The organism is Epilithonimonas sp. (assembly GCF_032054305.1).
Classification (GTDB): Bacteria; Bacteroidota; Bacteroidia; order Flavobacteriales; family Weeksellaceae; genus Epilithonimonas.
This window is the reverse complement of sequence record NZ_DAMBSX010000003.1, coordinates 304,228-322,424: the sequence shown is the minus strand read 5'-3', so window position 1 is coordinate 322,424 and position 18,197 is coordinate 304,228. Positions and strand designations below refer to the sequence as shown.

Genomic DNA, 18,197 nt, shown 5'->3' with positions numbered 1-18,197 from the left:
ATGAAAACTTTATTATACACGCTTTTAATTTTCGTAGCAAACTTACTCACTGCAAAAACAGCAACCAAAGAGCAAATTATTTCCGACTTACCGGAAATTGAAATTACTGAAGGAATCAACCTGCATATTATTTCGCCGGAACCCATTCAGTATGTGGATCTGTCAACAGAAAAACTGACTGGAGATCTTCCAACTACCAATATTGCCAGAATAAAAATCACAGACCATCCTGATTCTGACGAGAAAGGAAAAATCAAAACACCATCTGTTTTTTTTAATGGTAAGAAAATCGGAGTGATAACCGTTGTTGCTCAATCTTTCATCGCACAGTATAAAGCTGTTTACAGAAACCAGGACAACCTCAATACGATTACCAATATCCATATTCAACCCGAAGCGATGCAACCTATAGAGTTTGATAAAATGGTTTTCTCAAATCTTGAATTGCGAAAATTTGCGATGGATATTATTCAAAAAAAATCTGAGAAAAATCCAATTAGAGAAGAGAAAAATTTAAAACTCAGCTTTCAACTCAATAATGTATATGTGATAAGCGATTACATCTTTTTGGATATGACTATCAAAAACAATTCTAATCTGAGCTATGATATTGAGGATTTGAAATTTTCGTTAGAAGACAAAAAAATCCACAAAGCAACAAACAACCAAAGTGTAGATCTGACGCCCATTTTACAACTCAATCCTCAAAAGCACTTTAGGAAAAATTTTAGAAACGTTTATGTTTTCAAAAAATTTACCTATCCAAACAGTAAGGTAATGATGATTCGCCTCATTGAAGAGCAACTCTCCGGACGTACCATAGAAATGAAGGTCAATTATTCTGAAATTCTTAAAGCCGATACCTTTTAATTTAATGATTTATACAATGGAAAATTTTTCAATTACACTATGCTTCGCGCTCTTGCTATTAATATTTACCTACCATTCTATTTTGATAATCATTTTTTCTAAAAAACGAAAATTACTCATAAATGACTATGAAAAGCTATTAAACCTTAAAGATTGGTATGAGAAAATATCTGAAGAAGCAAGCCGCTCATACATTATTGAGAGAGTCGAAAAAAGAGGAAATGAGCTAATTAATCAATTGAATCTGTTGAATTCCAATCTTATTGCAATAATAAGAAAAGCAAAAAAAATTGCAGGAACAGCAACAAAAGCTACACAGTAACCTATTAGAAGAACACAAATTACTGAATCAATACTTCGAAAATTATTCTTAATGCAAGAACAACAACATCAAATCAAGATCTATGGCTTTCTACAAAAAGCTGTCTATGCAGTCGTTGCATTAGATTGTGCTTCGCTTTTTTACCTTAATGCTGATGTTCGGGTATTATCAAACTTGTTAAAAAATTTTTCAAAGCTGAGTTTTATTTACCCGCCCATCAATGCCAAATTTGCAACATTAATTTTGATTGGATTAGTAGCTGTAGGAACAAAAGCCAAGAAAAAGAAAGACCTTAATATTAGTAAAGAAATTATCGCTCCTATGATTTTCGGACTGCTGATGATTTTCTCTTCGCTGATATGGCAAAATGAGGCAGGAAATGCAACACTTCCAAAAGTATTTCCCGGCTTCAATCTCTATCAGGTAATTTATGCTGTTCTTTCTTTTTTGGGAGCCGTTATCCTTCAAATGGGTGCAGACAGTATTTCAAAACTGATGCAGCAGAAAATGGGAAAAGACCGATGGAATGTAGAGGAAGAATCCTTCGATCAAAACCAGGAGTTAGTGAACACTGACACATCGATCAACATTCCTTACATCTTCAGATATAAGAATAAGACATATAAAGGGTATATTAATATTGATCCTTTTAGAGGAACAATGGTCATCGGAACACCGGGTTCAGGGAAGTCGTTCGGTGTCATCAATCCTGCCATAAGACAAATGATCGCAAAAGGTTTCTGTCTCTGCATCTATGATTTTAAGTTCCCGGATTTAGCCCAAATTGCTTATTATCATTATCTATTAAAGAAACAAAAAGATCCCAATTACAAACATCAATTTTATGTTATCAATCTGAATGAAGTTGAAAAATCAAAACGAGTTAACCCGTTTCATAAAAAGTACATCCAAACTTTGGCAGAAGCCCAGGAAATGGCAGAATCGATGGTTTCATCTTTACAGAAAGGAGGTTCCAGTTCCGGAGGTGGTTCTGAAGCTTTCTTTACCCAATCTGCGATAAATTTCCTTTCGTCCTGCATTTATTTTTTTGCAACATTCGAAAATGGAAAATATTCTGATTTACCTCATATTCTTTCCTTTATGAATAGAAGCTATAAAGAAATTTTCGATACTCTTTTTACCAATGAAGAAATTTTCTCTTTGCTGTCACCTTTCAAGACGGCCTATGACAACAAAGCATTTGACCAATTGGAAGGCCAAATCGGAACACTCAAAATTTTCCTTTCAAGATTGGCAACAAAAGAAAGTTTTTGGGTGTTTTCAGGAGATGAAGTAGAATTGAAGATAACCGACAGAGATAATCCTTCTATTATTATTCTGGCATCAGACCCGGGAACACAGGATATTAATTCTGCATTGTATTCTTCGGTATTAAACAGGACTTTAAGATTGATCAATTCCAAACACAATTTACCGGGAGGAATTATCGCAGACGAATTTCCGACGATTTATATTCATAAAATTGATAACATCGTAGCAACTGCAAGGAGCAATAGGGTTGCAGTTTTATTAGGGCTTCAGGAACTACCACAACTTCGACAATTTTATAAAAAAGAAGTAGCAGATACCATTTCTGCAATTGTTGGAAATATTCTTTCCGGTTCCGCCAGAGACAAAAATACGCTCGATTGGCTGGAAAAACTATTCGGAAAAATAAAACAGAAGTCATACTCACAATCTATTTCCCAGCAAGGAACGACCACCAGTATCAATGAAAAAATGGACAATATGATTCCTGCCGGAAAAATTGCGGCTCTGAAAACAGGAGAAATGGTTGGAATGATCGCACAGGGAGAAGAAAACGCTGCTGAGGAATATAAAACGTCTGCAATTAGGGGTAAAATAAATTTGGATATGAAAGCCATTCAAGAAGAAGAAAAACACTATGTGAAAATGCCCTCTTATTATTCTTTTGTAGATAAAAAAGGAGTTAACCGCAAAGAAGAAGTGTTGATGACCAACTTTAGAAAGATCAACAAAGAAGTGGAACTCATTGTGAATGAAAATATTAAAGCTGCATAAAATGAAAAAACTAAAATACACATTTACCTTGATGGCGCTGTTTTACAGTTGTTTATCATCTGCGCAATTTAATACGATTACACCAACAATACCGAAAAAATCTGAAAATCCAAAGCTATCCGAAAAATCTAATATTGAAGATCCAGTAAAACAAAAGAATGCTAAGAAATCTTGGAAGCAAGTTTTAAATATCACCACAAAATCAGATTTAAAAAATGAAACCAAAGGTTCGACGAAGTGGTTAACGAGTCAAATTGATTCTTTGAAAATGTTGATTAAAGAATCTAGCAGTGTAAATGAAGTACGAAAAAATGAGTTTGAAAAACTGAAAGATTCCTTGGTGCTGCAATCACTGAATAGAGTAGAAGAGGCACAGCAAACATCAAAAAAACAAAACTTTTCTACAACGTATGATTTCGTAGATGAGCCGGCGGCATCTTTTTCAAAAATTGTGATGCCCCTTAAAAACAAAATTACAGTTACATCTTCTTACGGGACAAGAACGCATCCTATTTTCAGAACAAAAAAAACGCACAACGGTATCGACTTAAAAGCCAGTTATGAAAATGTTTATTCCGTTTTGGACGGAATTGTTACTGCAACAGGTTGGGATTCTAAAGGCGGTGGAAATTACATTAAAGTAAAACATTTTAACCGTTTCGAAACCTCGTACCTACATCTCTCAGAAATATATTATCGAGTTGGAGAAAAAGTAAAAGCGGGATTCATCATTGGAAAAAGTGGGAATACCGGAAACTCTACGGGTCCACATCTGCATTTTTCGGTGAAAGAATTTGGACAGAGCATCAATCCTTCTCATTTCTTAAATGACCTCATAAAAGTAAACAATTTAATAGCAAACCATTATGAACACTAATACTTTACCAACAGACGAACTAAAGAAATATGGAATTATTAATGAAGATAATTCTTATTCAAAAAAACTAAATGCGGATGATATTCAGAAGTTTCTACAAGGATATACCATCGTTGCGGATAACGACAAAAGCAGAGCAACTTTTCAACTGACTGATAATAATACCAAACTGAAGGTCATCCATTTAGAACGAGACAAAAACCTACCGGAAATACTTAAAAACAGTAAGGACAGAGTTGAATATACCGATATTCAAAAGGTCTCTAACAATCTGTTGCCGGAATTTTCGACGCTTGAAAAAAAAGCTTTCATTTTCGACAAAGAAACCAATAAGGTAGTAGAATTCGATTTCATTAAAAATGCAAGAGAATTGACCGCAATTATTGCCGACAAAAAGAATACCGAAGAACTTAACCGTTACATAGCAGAACTTCTAAAACTTAAATCTTTTCTGCAAGATAAAATAGTTCAGTTCCCAGAAATGGCAAAAGAAATTACGAATGATTTGAATATTGTGTCCAAAGAATTCAATACGGTTGCTGGAATCTCTGAAAAGCAAAATCACTCTCAAAAACAGGAAAAATCAGACGTACAACTGAATGTGAACGACCCCGATGTCTATCAAGATGCCAATCGAATGAGAGAGGAGGAAAGCCAAGAGCAGGACGAGGAAATACAAAAGTCAAGAGGTTTTAGAAGATAGCTTAATAGGTGGAAAAAATGGAAGATAATCTAACCTGGTTTGATAAGAATATAACTCCAAGAACAGGAGCCTATAAAAATTTTGTAAAAGAAATGGAAAGTATGTCACCTGAACAGTTTTTTCGGGACGGAGAGAGGCTGTTTACTGATAAAGAGAAAAAGTTTATGGTAATTCACCAATCTAAGGGAAGAGCAGTTATCATAGGTTCAAATTTCACATTGAAAACAATTTTTCATTCAAATCCCGATCTCGTTACTAAGGATACATTTAACAATCCTGCTGAATTAGTCAGATTTATTGAAAAGCAACAACTAGCCAATAAACATTTGATTTTGCAAAATAACAGGGAGTCTACTGAAATCACTGTAAGTAGCGAGTCAAAAAAGCAGAAATTTCTTTCTGATCTCTGGGCTCAGGAATTGGAAAAAAAAACTGATTTAAGTTCCGGATTGACCTATACACAAATTGATGAAAAGCAAGCTCATCATTATCGAAATTATGAAGTTGAAGCTGCAAAGATATCATTAGAAGGGATTCATCAAATTGAAATGACTGATCTGGAAGAAAATGCAGACTTTTTTTCAGATGAAGGCTTTGAAGAAAATTTAATCCCTGCATCTGACCTTCCGGACGGCTGGACCTGGAACGATTACGATGATGGAAGTGGCTCGCTGAAGAGTCCAAGCGGTCATAGGTATTACAGCTATGATCTGCAAACTCAGGAATATACACTACCGTACGGTCGGCGAGAATGGACAGGTATGAGAGATTTTTATAATGAACCACAAACTTTGCACGACTTTAAAATATATGCGGAAGGAGACATAAAGGAAAAAGCAGTCAAAAATAATCTTTATCCGAAACTTTCCGAAGAGGAAAAAAATGATATTCTCAATTACAGGATCTTTATGAAAGAAAACGAATTCATACTGGAGAACTTGCAGATCACAGCGAACCAAAGAAAAGCTTATTCAGAAAAAATGGAATTCGGAACAACAGATGGAGATTATTCTCTTACAAAGGCACAAATGGACACAATCCCAAATGTTATTGATGGTCATACGTTGTCAAAAAATGACAAATACGAATTGGCTTTCGACCTATTGGAAAAACAGCTATATGGGGAATCCTACGAATTATTGGATAGCGGTGAAATTCTAAAAAATTATCTCGATGAAAATGTTTTTTCAAGACACAGAATATTAACAATGAATGATATAAAGTTTAACAATCAAAACCCAAACATTATGGAAACACAAAAAGAACATGAACCATCTCAGTATCCGAAACTTCAATTAAAATATCTTGGTTTCGGAGAAGGAGAACAACTGCACAAAGATTTAGAAAACGGAATTAATGCTCCTGAAAAGGAGTTTGAAATTAAGACCACTTCGGAAAAAACCATGCCCGGAAATGAAGTTGAATTTACATTAAAATTTAATAAAATCGAAAATGGGAGCGTTTTTATGAATTTTTACAATGCTAAACTCAAGAAAGAAAATGGAGACATTTTATCCCATAATTTCCCGGTTAACAGAGTAAATACATTTACAGCTAAAGAAGCTATTAACCTTTTAGAAGGGCGCACAGTTAAAATAGAATTTCACAATCCGAAAACAGAAAAAATAGAACCTGCATTTGCCAAGCTCAATTTTAACGAACCCAAAACGGAAAAAGAAAATTACAATTTCCAGAATTTTTACAAAAATTATGGTGTTGATACGGCTCAGATCGTAGAAAAATCCAATCTGATCTTTGATAAACCGGAATGGAAGGAAAACACCATAAAATCTTTGGAAAAAGGAAATATTGTTAAGGTAAAATTTGAATTAGATGATAAAATATTAGAAGGTAAAGCGGTGCTGAATCCGCAGTATAAAAATCTAAGCCTATACGATCAGGATATGAACAGAATCAACACCAATAAACCTTTAGAAGGATTGGAACAGGATAACAAGCACGAAAAAAACAATGTGAAGGAACAAAGCATTAAACGATAGATAAGACTTACAACCAATCATTTATATCCCAGCGGTAAGTCAAATTAATTTGGCTACCGCTTTTTTTAAATCTACCAAAATGAAAAAACTTATAATACTTCCCTGTTTATTTTTACTACTTGCCCTTATTTCCTGCCACAAAGAAATCAAATCCGAAAAAGGAGGAATCGATGTTTTCTCCAATGTGTATTTTGATGTTTCCAAAAATCTGAACAACATCCAAAGTTTTCATTTGTCAAGCCTTAATTATTCGCGAGATTCTATTATAGAAAGGATTCCGGATGCTGATGCTCCCGAAATAACCCAACAGATTTATTTCATTAAAGATTCATTGTGCTATACCATTGAAAATGAAAATCCGGGCAAAATTATTCTGTCAGACGTCATAAAAAAACAAAAGCCGCTTTCGGTTGAAGAGAAAAAACGAGGAACATTGTTTTCTCAGGAAAAAATCCCCAATTACAGAAACAGAAAAAATCTGAGTGATACGGTTTTGTTTAAGAAAAAATACAAACGATTTGAAATCAACTCACCTTGGATGTACACCCGGTTTTACATTTATCCAACGGACACTATTTTACCGTACTCTATTTACAAACACGTGGAAAAGGACTACCAAGGTAGGCTTGAAAGGATTGATTCTTACAATAAAAAGACGGACATATTCGTGACGCTTCAATTGATAGCAAGAAAAAACTGGGACAGTGAAGCCAAAGAAATTTTTGAATTTAACCACTTCATAAAAAGCAGAAAAAGTGAAAGATGAAGATTTTTTTAATGAGATAAATAATGACATTTCTGTAGTTGAAGGAAATAAAAAGGAACTTATTGTTTTCACAAACAGTAAGGATATGCTTTCATTCTTGGAGCTTCTTCAAATGAATAAGAAAGTCAATAATAGAACATTGATTACGCTTAATTCCGGTTCAAATAGCAAAAAGTTCCTCAATAGATATCAGAATTATGATGGTAAAATGTTTCTTTGTCTTACCGGGGACAGAACGGGAAATGCAATAACCATGAAAATTCTTACAGAATTTAATGGCAAAAATATCAAAGACGTTCGTCCGTTGTATGAAATTTCTGAAAATGGGAATCAAGACCTAAGCGAATATTTAGACAATAAACTCAATCGTCAAGATAAAAATACTAATTTAGTTGAACCAAAAATTTCTGAAAATGAAAGCAATGCAATTGAATCCGGAAGAACATCCGATTCTCAGCAAGTGGGAAACGGAACACCTGAACAACACACTGGAGAACTTGGCTCAAAAAACCAATCCGAGCAAATCGGAAGTTACGGAAGCGGACAATCATTGGGCAGCAACAATGCTGGAAATGGACTTGCAGGCACAGAGCGGAGCAATTTGGGAAACAGAGACCGAGAAAGAGGATCCGATGGTGGAACACAATCGAAAAATGCTCAAAAAAATGAGGGAAGAGAACATTCCTTGGGCGGAATCATATCCGGGAGACCTGTATCCGATAGACGAAGATCCGAAGGAAGATTTTCCGAGGTAAGCGAAAATTCAACAAATTATGTAGAGCTTGATGCTCTCATTTCAAGATATAAAGACCGAAAACTGAATAATGAACAAGTTGCAGAATTGGTTTCCGCAGCTTGTTTTGTTTCTGACGACCACAAAATCTTTCTAAAGGAAAATCTTAACATCACTGATAATTTAAAAGTAATCTGCAACCAATTCCAAAGTGGTGGAACTTCAAAAGAGGGTAGAGGGATTTTAGATGAATACTACACGCAGGATAAAATCGTTGATGCCGTCCGTAATTTAATCAAAGACCATTTCAAAACCCAAAAAGAAATTTCTATTTTAGAACCTAGTATTGGAACCGGAAATTTCATTTATGCTACTCACCGATTATCTGTAAATTCTAAAATTACAGGTTTTGAAATCAACGAGACCACCGCAAAAATTGCCAAAATTCTACATCCCGAGGCGGACATTAATCTTCGTTCGTTTGAAACTGAATTTATTGATGATCGAGGTAATAGAAAAGACTCAAAAGATTTTTCAGAAAAGTATGATTTGGTCATCGGGAATCCGCCCTATGGTGAACATCGGGGACTTTACAAGGGGTTGGGAGAGGAGCCTAAAATTTCAAAATACGAAGATTATTTCGTTAAACGGTCTTTGGATTCACTAAAACCTAATGGAGTTTTGGCAATGGTACTTCCATCATCTTGGCTGAACCGTCGAAGCAATTTAAAAAATGCCAATATTCTGGAAGGTTTCCGCTTACCCAATGGAGCTTTTGCAGGAACACAAATCGGAACCGACATTATCATTCTAAGAAAAAACACTCAAAATATCTCTACTGATATTTCTAATTATTTCGATGATAACCCAGCAAGAATTTTGGGTGAAACCCGAGAGAAAACCAACCGGTTCGGGCGATTAGAAAAATATATTCGCGGAAATTTAGATGAAGCTTTATTTAAGATTGACCAGTTTAAAAATAGGATAGAAACCCAACGGATCGGAAATCTGTTTGAAGATTTGTTTTTAGAGGAAGAAGCTAAAGTTGAAAATAAAGTTTCTGTACCTAAAAAAGGGATTGCAGAAATTGAAGATCCTGCGAGGATTGAAAACAAAAACAAAAATAAAAATGAACTCAATGTAACAGAAGCTCAAGAAAAAATTGACCAAGTACTTTCCAAACTCAATGACATTAAGTTTAAATCTCCCACAATTACGACTGAAATTAGCAAGTATGAAAAACTGCGCAAAGATCTAATCACAAAGCCGACATCGTTTTCTGATGAAAAATTAAAAGAATTGATTGAAAAAAGTGACAGGATTATTTCTATTCACAATATAAAAAATCAGACTGAGTATAAAATTCAGTCAAAACCCGAACTCAAAAAAGGTGTTTTAAAATATCAATTCTCCAAACAGGATAGAATTGTCAATACTTCATTACAAAACAGTTCTGATATTACAAAAGAACAAATTGAAGCATTCAGAGATACGTCTTATGACGGCACATTAAATAATCGCGGAAAGCATTATAGGTTTGCCAACTTCATTGATGGAAACTGGGTTCACGATTTTTATTATACTGAAGGAAATATTTACGCGAAACTGGAACAATTGGAGTGGGATTTTTCTGATAAAAATGCAGTTGGAGGAACAGAAAATCAATACGAAAAACAAAAAGCATTATTAGAAAATGTCCTACCAAAAGCGAAATCGCTAGATGAGATTTATATCAGTCCGAACCACGAGTTCGTACACAAATTTGAGCTAGGTCAAATAGAAAAAGACCAATATAATCACATTACAAAACGTACCGAATCGGTCATTGTAGATTACAATCTTGCGGAAAAATTTAAAGATTTTGTAGGCACCTTGTCAAGTGAAGCGTTTGCGGGTTCTTCAGCTTGGGAAGTGCGAAGCTTTGTAGATAATGAAACGGTTACAGGAAGCGATAAAGAGAGGAATGCGCTAATCAGAGAAAGACGAAAAGCTGCTGCGAATGATTTGTTTTACAAATTTGTCCGGGAGGAACTTTCCGATGATATTAGAACTCGTTTTGTAAAAGAGTTTAATCGAAATTACAATAATATCCACGTTCCGGATTATTCTAAGTTCCCATTATTTTCAAGAATTTATCTGCATTTCAAAGGTCAGGAATTGCGTTTGACCGAAGTTCAGAAAGCAGGAATCGGAAGACAGACCACAAAAGGAGTAGGGCTCTTAGCGCACGAAGTGGGTTTTGGTAAAACATTATCAGGAATCCTTTCTATGCACGAAGCAATGGAAAGGGGAAATGCGAAAAGACCAATCATTGTTGTCCCGAATGACAATATTTTGAAACAATGGGTGGAAACGATTTTTGAAACGATTCCCAATGCGAAAGTTAATGTTTTAGGGAATTTGGGGAAAGATTATGATCTCTCAAAATTTGACAACAAAGACGGAGAAATTACCATCGTTACTTATGAAGGTTTTAATAATATCGGGTTTTCATCAGAAATAACCGAAGAACTTTCTTCAAAATTCAGCTACATCTCTACAAGCGAACTGAAAGGTGTTACCAATACGGAAAGAGACCTCCAAATTGAACTTCAGAAAGAAAAGGAGATCGAGGGAAAAATGAAACGTGGTAAAATCTATGATTGGGAAGATTTTGGATTCGACCATTTGACCTACGACGAAGTTCACAATGCCAATCACATTGTAGGAAAAGTAAAAGTAGAAGACCGAAGATTTGCGTCCGATTTTAGAAGCCAAAACCAACAGACTTCTAACTTGGGAATCAATACCTGGATGGCAGCTCAGTACATTCAAGACAAAAATGACGGAAGAAATGTAACCTTGCTTTCAGCAACGCCTTTTACCAACAAGCCTTTGGAATATTATTCCATTCTTTCTTTAATAGCAAATAAAAGATTAGAAGAATCGGGATATTTTAATGTGAATACATTCTTCGAGACCTTTATGGAAGCGGATAATGATATGGAAATTGATGCAAAAGGTGATGTGAAGTTTAAAGCCAATGTTCGGAGATTTAAAAACAATTCGCTGTTTCAGCAATTACTTTCGGAATTCATTGATATAAAAGGAGAAGAAGACAATCCTGAATTGATTCGTCCGAATAAAATTAACAAAGAGTATAAAATTGAGCAGAATGATCTGACAAAAGAACAATATGACATGCTCAATGAAAATTTCAGCGAAACTGAAAAGGGAGCAATTCTTACGCATATTCTTAACGCCCGACTGATTGCAATTTCGCCGTACCTATCACCATATTATGATGGAGAAGAGCCTTATGTAAAAGAATTTATAGAAAATTCTCCCAAGCTGAAACAGACGATGGATTTAATTCATCAAAATAAAAAAGACATTCCGGAATCCGGACAAATCATTTATTCTGAATTGGCGGTTGCTCAATTTCCAAAACTAAAAGAATATCTCATTAAAGAAATCGGTTACAAACCTGAAGAAATAGGAATTATTACTGGAGCGACCAATAAAAATCAGAGAATTTCTATTCAAAATGATTTTAATGAAGGAAAAATAAAAGTGGTTATTGGAAGTGAGGCCATTCAGGAAGGAATGAACCTTCAGGAACAAACAACAGATGTTTATATGCTTACATTACCCTATAATTTTACTTCACTCCGACAAGTGGAAGGACGAGCGTGGAGACAAGGAAATAAAAACGAAAATGTGAGAATCAATTTTATGCTGGCTAATGACAGTATCGATGTTTTTATGCTTCAGAAATTACAGGCTAAACAGGCAAGATATTTAGAGGCAATGAAAAAAGGTGCTGATCTGCTGGATATATCAGATATCAGTACCCAAGAACTTAAAACATCCATCATCACCAATCCTGAAACTCGAGCCAATATCGAGATTGAACTGATGAAGAAAAGAATTGAAGTCGAGAAAAATAAATATTTAGCTGATAGTGCTTTTGTGCTAAGAAAATACGAAGATGTTTTGAAAGTAAAAGAGTTGGTGACCAAAGCTGAACATTCTTATAACAGGATTGAAGGTTATTCGAAAAATGGCGATGCAAATGCTGACTATTGGAAAAAAGAATTGCCATCTTATCAAAAAACTATTGAACTTCATAAAGCTCAAGTTCAAGAAGTAATTGAAAATTTAGCTCAGAAAGGAATAGATGTTTCTCAAATTGAATTTCAAACCAAAACTACTGAAGATAAAATTGCAGAACTGGATAAAAAGCTGGAGGAACTTACGGAAACGAGGGAGAATTTAGTGACATTGTATAAAATAGAAAAGGCTGAAATGCTTAAAGCGAATGAAAATAGGGATTATGTGAGGGAAAGGGAAGATGAGAATAGAACTCTCTATAATATTTTAATAAAGGCTAATTCTATTAATGATTTTAAAACTAAAAATTCTTTCGGTATAACAATAAACGAAAATGAAGATGCAAATTTGAAAGATCTCTCAACTGTAATCAGAAAAAGGTAAATGAATCTTATAAATATAGCTAAAGTATTTTGTAAGTCATAGTATATTTCAGATCACTAGTGTAAGCAGATTATTATTAAAACAAAGTTAGAGGGGGGGGAAAGGATCACCTAAATTAAATACTCTGCCTCTGGTGCTTAGAATACGATTTAAATAGAATAAAATATAGCAATTTAAAGAATTTATTCATAATTTTGTAGCGTTGAAAAATTTGAGTAAACATATCAGCTTTGTCATTTTATTGTGTTTGGGCTTTTTCCTAATGCCAAACATAACCTATGCTTGTGCTAAAAAAGCAGTTAAGACAGAGCAAAAGTCCTGCTCAAAAGAACAATCCAAAAAATCAGAAGATAAAATCAGTTGCAAGGACAAGTCCTGTGAAAAATGCAACGATGGTCACGGCTGCAACGGTAAATGTAAACACAGTTCTTGCAAATGTAGCATTTCTTCATCTTCATTTGGTTTACCAATACTTATAGATATAAAAACAGAAAACCAGTTTGCAGAAATTAAAACGCAAAAATTCGGTTTCAAGCAAGCCTATTATTCATCGGGCTTCCATTCCTTTTGGCAACCGCCTAAAATAGGTTAAAAAGATGGCTTGTACGCCACAGTTATGTCTTGTCGAAAGCTAATATTAGTTTTCGTAAAACTCTCTATCCCTTAATAATTTAAAAAATTCAAAATGAAGTCAATATCAAAAATATTGATGGTAATCACCGTATTACTATCAGCCATAAGCAGTTTTGCCCAAATTAAAAATGCAAAAACAGAAACAGTGAAAGTATATGGTAACTGTGAAATGTGTAAAACCACAATCGAGAAAGCAGGAAATGTAAAAAATGTAGCCACAGTAAATTGGAATAAAGATACCAAGATGGCTACAATCGACTACGATAGTAAAAAAACAAATCAGGATGAGATTCTGAAACGTATTGCTTTAGCAGGGTACGACAATGAAAAATTTTTAGCACCTGATGATGTTTATGCAAAGTTATCAGGTTGTTGCCAGTATGACAGGGAACTAAAACCAATTGCCACATCTAAAGATGCAGGTATGGATATGAAAGCTGATCACGCTAACCACAACACCAAAGAAATGCCAGCCACAAATATGGCAACTACCCAAAATGAGCCACAACTGAAAGCTATTTTCGATAACTATTTTTCAGTGAAAGATGCTTTGGTAAAAACTGATGCAGGCACTTCATCTGCAAAAGCTGCTGAATTATTAAAGGCAATAAAAGCTATAGAAATGACAAAACTTTCCAACGAAGAACATACCGTCTGGATGAAAATAATGAAAGATTTAACTACTAATGCAGAAAAAATTGCTGTGGCAAAAGATGTTAACAAACAAAGAGAATTTTTCGCTTTACTGGCTAACAATATGTACGAATTAGCCAAAGTTTCAAAACAGGAAACACCTGTTTATTATCAGCATTGCCCAATGTATAACAATGGCAAAGGTGCAAATTGGTTAAGTAAAGAAGAAGCCATTAAAAACCCGTATTACGGTTCTCAAATGCTCACTTGTGGCAGTGTACAAGAAACTATTAATAACAAATAAAAAAAATGTTATGGAAAGTATGAAAAATCAACACGGAATGCAACATACGCAAAAGAGTGCAGAAAATGACCATAATAATTCTTTAGCAATGTACAAACGCTTTGCTGTAATGGCTGTTGCAATGTTTGTAGCAATGTACTTTATTATGTATGCTATGATAGACGGATTTGATAATCTTATTCCGAACATCAATAATTTATATATGACCCTGCTGATGATTTCGGCAATGCTGGTTATTGAATTATGGATAATGAAAGGAATGTATGAAAACAAAAAAATCAACTGGTCAATCATTACAGTTTCCCTTGCAGTTGGCATCTTTTCTTGGTTTGGTATTCGAGAACAATTATTTGTTGGTGATAAGGAGTTTGTAAAAGGAATGATACCACACCACGCAGCGGCAGTACTAATGTCCGAAAAAGCAAACCTTACCGATCCCGAACTAATACAGTTGCAAAAAAACATACTCAGAACCCAAGCACAAGAAATAGAATTTATGAAGCGGAAGCTAAATGAATTTGAAAACAAATAAATAAGATAAATTCTTTTAATGATATCAAAATTTAAATAAAATGAAAAATATAATTTTCTCAGTCATTACATTAGTAACAGTTGCAGCGGCAACAATTTCCTGTAAGCAATCTTCCAATAATAATAGCGACCAGCAGGCCGATGATAGCACAGTGATAACTAGAACCCAAGATTTGTCGACAGCAACACAAAATGATACAGCGCCTTCCGTTACTTCAAGAGATACAGTATCTCAAAAGATGGAAAAGTCTGCTTCAAAAGAGCAGACACAAAACTTCTCTATTGAACCAATTGTAAAAGATTATCTGGTTTTAAAAAATGCACTCGTTGCAGATAATGACAAAGTAGCTGCTAACGCAGGGAAGCAATTATTTACAACTATAAACAATGTAGATATGAAATCAATAGCCGCAAACAAGCATAAGGAGTTTATGGACATTGCGGAGAGTGCAAAAGAAAATGCTGAGCATATTGGTGACAACGCGGGAAAGATAGACCACCAAAGAGAGCATTTAGCAATGTTGAGTAAAGATGTTTCAGACCTTATCGTATTGTTTGGCACAACTCAAAAAGTTTATCAGGACTTCTGCCCAATGTATAATGATGGTAAAGGTGCTGTTTGGATTAGCGAAGCTAAGACAATAAAAAATCCTTATTACGGTAGCAAGATGCTTACTTGTGGCTCTGTAAAAAAAGAGTTCTAAATGAAGAGAGTATTAAAGATAATGTTGGCAATAGTGCTGTTTATTTTTATTGCAATACAATTTTATCAACCTGCCCTTAATGTAAATAAAGGGCAGGTTTACACAACCGATTTTTCGAAAGTTTATACAGTTCCGCCGAATGTGCAAAACATCTTACAGAATGCCTGTTACGATTGTCATAGCAACAATACCAATAATGTTTGGTATTCCAACATTCAACCAATTGCGTGGCTGATGAAGAAGCATATTGATAATGGCAAAGAAAAATTAAACTTTAGTGAGTTTGGCAGTATTACTAGTCGAAGGCAAATAAGTAAATTGAAAGGAATAGCAAACCAAATTAAAGACGAACAAATGCCTTTAGCTTCTTATAAAATAATGCACAGAAATGCACAGCTTTCAATGGAGCAAAAAAAAATGATAGTGGATTGGATGAACAAAACAGCAGACAGCCTTTCAACAGAAAATTAAATACAATGCGAAAAATTAAACAAATATTAATCAGCATTTTTAAAGCAATCTTTATTCATAAACAGGATTGTTGCAAATGAAATTATTTATATGGAACATCAACATACAGAAAATAAAGAAACCCGTGCAGGGCATAAAATGAGCAATATGCATCATGGAGCAAACCCATCAATGGAAATGGCAGGACATAACCATCATGCCATGATGATAGCCGATTTTAAAAAAAGGTTTTATGTCGTGCTCATCCTAACCATTCCAATCATGTTGCTATCAACCATGATACAACATTTTATAAAAGTTGATTGGCAGTTTGCAGGTTCGCAATACATACTCTTTGCATTGTCAACCGTTGTGTTTTTTTATGGCGGCTTTCCATTTTTAAAAGGATTGGTTGACGAAGTAAAAGCAAAGAACCCCGGCATGATGTTTTTAATCGGCTTCGCCATAACAGTTGCGTACATCTACAGCGTTGCAATTGTGTTTGGGTTACAGGGCATGGATTTCTTTTGGGAATTGGCAACCCTTATACTCATCATGCTTTTGGGGCATTGGATAGAAATGAAATCTGTTGCAGGTGCATCAAAAGAATTAGAATTATTGGTGCAGTTAATGCCAGCCGATGCACACATGGTAATGCCCAACATGGTGCATGATGTAAAAACCGACACACTAAAAGAGAACGATATTATTTTAGTAAAGCCAGGCGAAAAAGTAGCAGCAGATGGAATAATATTAGAAGGCGAAAGCTACCTGAACGAAAGTATGCTTACAGGCGAAAGCAAACCAGTACAAAAAGTAAAAGGCGATAAAGTAATTGCAGGTGCAATCAATGGCAACGGTTCTATAAAAGTTACCGTTACCCATGCCGCAAAAGACTCTTACTTATCACAGGTTATCAAATTGGTAGACGATGCACAAAAATCAAAATCACAAACGCAGCTATTAGCAGACAAAGCAGCAAGATGGCTTACGATTATAGCATTGGTTACAGGCATTGCCACATTTTTATATTGGTATCTTACAGGGCAATCATTGGCTTTTGCAATGGAAAGAATGGTAACCGTAATTGTTATTTGCTGCCCTCATGCTTTGGGTTTGGCAGTACCATTGGTTGTTGCAAAATCAACAGCATTATCAGCTAAGAATGGTTTACTTATTAAAAATCGTACAGCGTTTGAAAATTCAAGAAAAATAACCACTATCGTTTTTGACAAGACAGGAACATTAACTGTAGGAAGATTTGAAGTGTCAAAAATTGTTTCGCTGCAAAAAGAGTTCAATGAAAATGAAATCATTCGCCTTGCGTCTGCATTAGAACAAAAATCAGAACATCCCATTGCAACAGGCATCTTGCAAAAAGCAAAAGACCTATCGATCACCGTTCCTGAAACGGAAAACTTTAATGCCATAACAGGCAAAGGGGTTGAAGCAACGGTTGAAGGCGAAAAAATATTGGTAGTCAGTCCGGGATATTTAAAAGAAAATAATTTAGCAATTCCCGAAGGCTTTAATGCCAACGATACGGAAACGGTTGTGTTTGTAATCGTAAATAATGAGTTGGCAGGTTATATTGCTTTGTCAGATGAAATTCGACCTGAAGCTGCCGAAGCAATAAAGACCTTGAAAGAAAATAATATCAAATCTATTTTACTTACCGGTGATAATAACAAAGTAGCAAAAAGTGTAAGCGATGTTTTGGGTATGGATAGTTTTATTGCCGAAGTATTACCACATCAAAAATTAGAAAAGATAAAAGACCTGCAAAGCAATGGCGAATTCGTAGCTATGACAGGTGATGGCGTAAACGATGCACCAGCACTGGCAATTGCAGATGTTGGTATAGCAGTTGGCAGCGGTAGTGATATTGCAGCCGAAACCGCAGGTATTGTTTTAGTGAACAGTAACCCTAAGGATGTTGTAAATCTTATTTTATTTGGCAAAGCCACCTATCGTAAAATGATACAGAATTTAATTTGGGCTACGGGTTACAATGTAATCGCATTGCCTTTGGCAGCAGGTGTTTTGTACAAGCAAGGCATATTGTTAAGCCCAGCCGCAGGTGCGGTTTTAATGACGGTTAGCACAGTCGTAGTTGCAATCAATGCAAGTTTTTTAAAAGTAAAAAAATAAA

Annotated in this window: 14 protein-coding genes; all 14 read left to right on the top strand. The window is 34.9% G+C overall.

All coding sequences use genetic code 11. From position 1 onward, the window contains the following. The 14 genes from RTX21_RS08260 (at window position 1) to RTX21_RS08195 (ending at window position 18,196) form a co-directional block, all read left to right on the top strand. Window positions 1-870 (top strand): DUF4138 domain-containing protein, encoded by an 870-nt coding sequence (locus tag RTX21_RS08260; protein ID WP_312766792.1) that lies wholly within the window; start codon window positions 1-3, stop codon window positions 868-870. A gap of 16 nt (window positions 871-886) precedes the next feature. Further along, on the top strand, window positions 887-1,192 hold the full coding sequence (locus RTX21_RS08255; RefSeq protein ID WP_312766790.1) for a hypothetical protein: 306 nt from the start codon (window positions 887-889) through the stop codon (window positions 1,190-1,192). A gap of 51 nt (window positions 1,193-1,243) precedes the next feature. After that, complete coding sequence (locus tag RTX21_RS08250; RefSeq protein WP_312766788.1) at window positions 1,244-3,235, top strand: type IV secretion system DNA-binding domain-containing protein; 1,992 nt, start codon at window positions 1,244-1,246, stop codon at window positions 3,233-3,235. A gap of 1 nt (window position 3,236) precedes the next feature. Further along, the gene (locus RTX21_RS08245; RefSeq protein ID WP_076395298.1) at window positions 3,237-4,112 is read left to right on the top strand and encodes a M23 family metallopeptidase; all 876 of its coding nucleotides are present in this window, start codon (window positions 3,237-3,239) and stop codon (window positions 4,110-4,112) included. Further along, complete coding sequence (locus RTX21_RS08240; RefSeq protein WP_076395291.1) at window positions 4,102-4,815, top strand: hypothetical protein; 714 nt, start codon at window positions 4,102-4,104, stop codon at window positions 4,813-4,815. The genes RTX21_RS08245 and RTX21_RS08240 overlap by 11 nt, the downstream gene beginning before the upstream one ends. 17 nt (window positions 4,816-4,832) lie before the next feature. Next, window positions 4,833-6,815 carry a hypothetical protein gene (locus RTX21_RS08235; protein WP_168638713.1) on the top strand — a complete coding sequence of 661 codons (1,983 nt, stop codon included), beginning with the start codon at window positions 4,833-4,835 and terminating at the stop codon, window positions 6,813-6,815. 79 nt (window positions 6,816-6,894) lie between these two features. After that, window positions 6,895-7,581 (top strand): hypothetical protein, encoded by a 687-nt coding sequence (locus tag RTX21_RS08230; protein ID WP_168638712.1) that lies wholly within the window; start codon window positions 6,895-6,897, stop codon window positions 7,579-7,581. Further along, window positions 7,571-12,790, top strand: coding sequence for an Eco57I restriction-modification methylase domain-containing protein (locus RTX21_RS08225; RefSeq protein WP_228454766.1), 5,220 nt, complete (start codon window positions 7,571-7,573; stop codon window positions 12,788-12,790). The genes RTX21_RS08230 and RTX21_RS08225 overlap by 11 nt, the downstream gene beginning before the upstream one ends. A 278-nt stretch (window positions 12,791-13,068) precedes the next feature. After that, window positions 13,069-13,269 carry a hypothetical protein gene (locus RTX21_RS08220; RefSeq protein ID WP_028123599.1) on the top strand — a complete coding sequence of 67 codons (201 nt, stop codon included), beginning with the start codon at window positions 13,069-13,071 and terminating at the stop codon, window positions 13,267-13,269. A 206-nt stretch (window positions 13,270-13,475) separates the two neighbouring features. Continuing rightward, window positions 13,476-14,360: a DUF3347 domain-containing protein gene (locus tag RTX21_RS08215; RefSeq protein ID WP_066436364.1), complete on the top strand. Its 885-nt coding sequence runs from the start codon at window positions 13,476-13,478 to the stop codon at window positions 14,358-14,360. Window positions 14,361-14,370: 10 nt separating this feature from the next. Continuing rightward, the gene (locus RTX21_RS08210; RefSeq protein ID WP_028123601.1) at window positions 14,371-14,892 is read left to right on the top strand and encodes a DUF305 domain-containing protein; all 522 of its coding nucleotides are present in this window, start codon (window positions 14,371-14,373) and stop codon (window positions 14,890-14,892) included. 40 nt (window positions 14,893-14,932) lie between these two features. After that, entirely contained in the window at window positions 14,933-15,595 is a 663-nt protein-coding gene (locus RTX21_RS08205; protein ID WP_028123602.1) for a DUF3347 domain-containing protein, read from the top strand. Next, the gene (locus tag RTX21_RS08200) at window positions 15,596-16,066 is read left to right on the top strand and encodes a heme-binding domain-containing protein (protein WP_028123603.1); all 471 of its coding nucleotides are present in this window, start codon (window positions 15,596-15,598) and stop codon (window positions 16,064-16,066) included. A gap of 90 nt (window positions 16,067-16,156) precedes the next feature. Then, window positions 16,157-18,196, top strand: coding sequence for a copper-translocating P-type ATPase (locus RTX21_RS08195; protein ID WP_066436367.1), 2,040 nt, complete (start codon window positions 16,157-16,159; stop codon window positions 18,194-18,196). The last annotated feature ends 1 nt before the right edge of the window (window position 18,197 follow it).

Coding starts and splice junctions, on each gene's coding strand:
- RTX21_RS08260 (WP_312766792.1), top strand. CDS start 1: ATGAAAACTTTATTATACACGCTTTTAATTTTCGTAGCAAACTTACTC.
- RTX21_RS08255 (WP_312766790.1), top strand. CDS start 887: ATGGAAAATTTTTCAATTACACTATGCTTCGCGCTCTTGCTATTAATA.
- RTX21_RS08250 (WP_312766788.1), top strand. CDS start 1,244: ATGCAAGAACAACAACATCAAATCAAGATCTATGGCTTTCTACAAAAA.
- RTX21_RS08245 (WP_076395298.1), top strand. CDS start 3,237: ATGAAAAAACTAAAATACACATTTACCTTGATGGCGCTGTTTTACAGT.
- RTX21_RS08240 (WP_076395291.1), top strand. CDS start 4,102: ATGAACACTAATACTTTACCAACAGACGAACTAAAGAAATATGGAATT.
- RTX21_RS08235 (WP_168638713.1), top strand. CDS start 4,833: ATGGAAGATAATCTAACCTGGTTTGATAAGAATATAACTCCAAGAACA.
- RTX21_RS08230 (WP_168638712.1), top strand. CDS start 6,895: ATGAAAAAACTTATAATACTTCCCTGTTTATTTTTACTACTTGCCCTT.
- RTX21_RS08220 (WP_028123599.1), top strand. CDS start 13,069: ATGCTTGTGCTAAAAAAGCAGTTAAGACAGAGCAAAAGTCCTGCTCAA.
- RTX21_RS08215 (WP_066436364.1), top strand. CDS start 13,476: ATGAAGTCAATATCAAAAATATTGATGGTAATCACCGTATTACTATCA.
- RTX21_RS08210 (WP_028123601.1), top strand. CDS start 14,371: ATGGAAAGTATGAAAAATCAACACGGAATGCAACATACGCAAAAGAGT.
- RTX21_RS08205 (WP_028123602.1), top strand. CDS start 14,933: ATGAAAAATATAATTTTCTCAGTCATTACATTAGTAACAGTTGCAGCG.
- RTX21_RS08200 (WP_028123603.1), top strand. CDS start 15,596: ATGAAGAGAGTATTAAAGATAATGTTGGCAATAGTGCTGTTTATTTTT.
- RTX21_RS08195 (WP_066436367.1), top strand. CDS start 16,157: ATGGAACATCAACATACAGAAAATAAAGAAACCCGTGCAGGGCATAAA.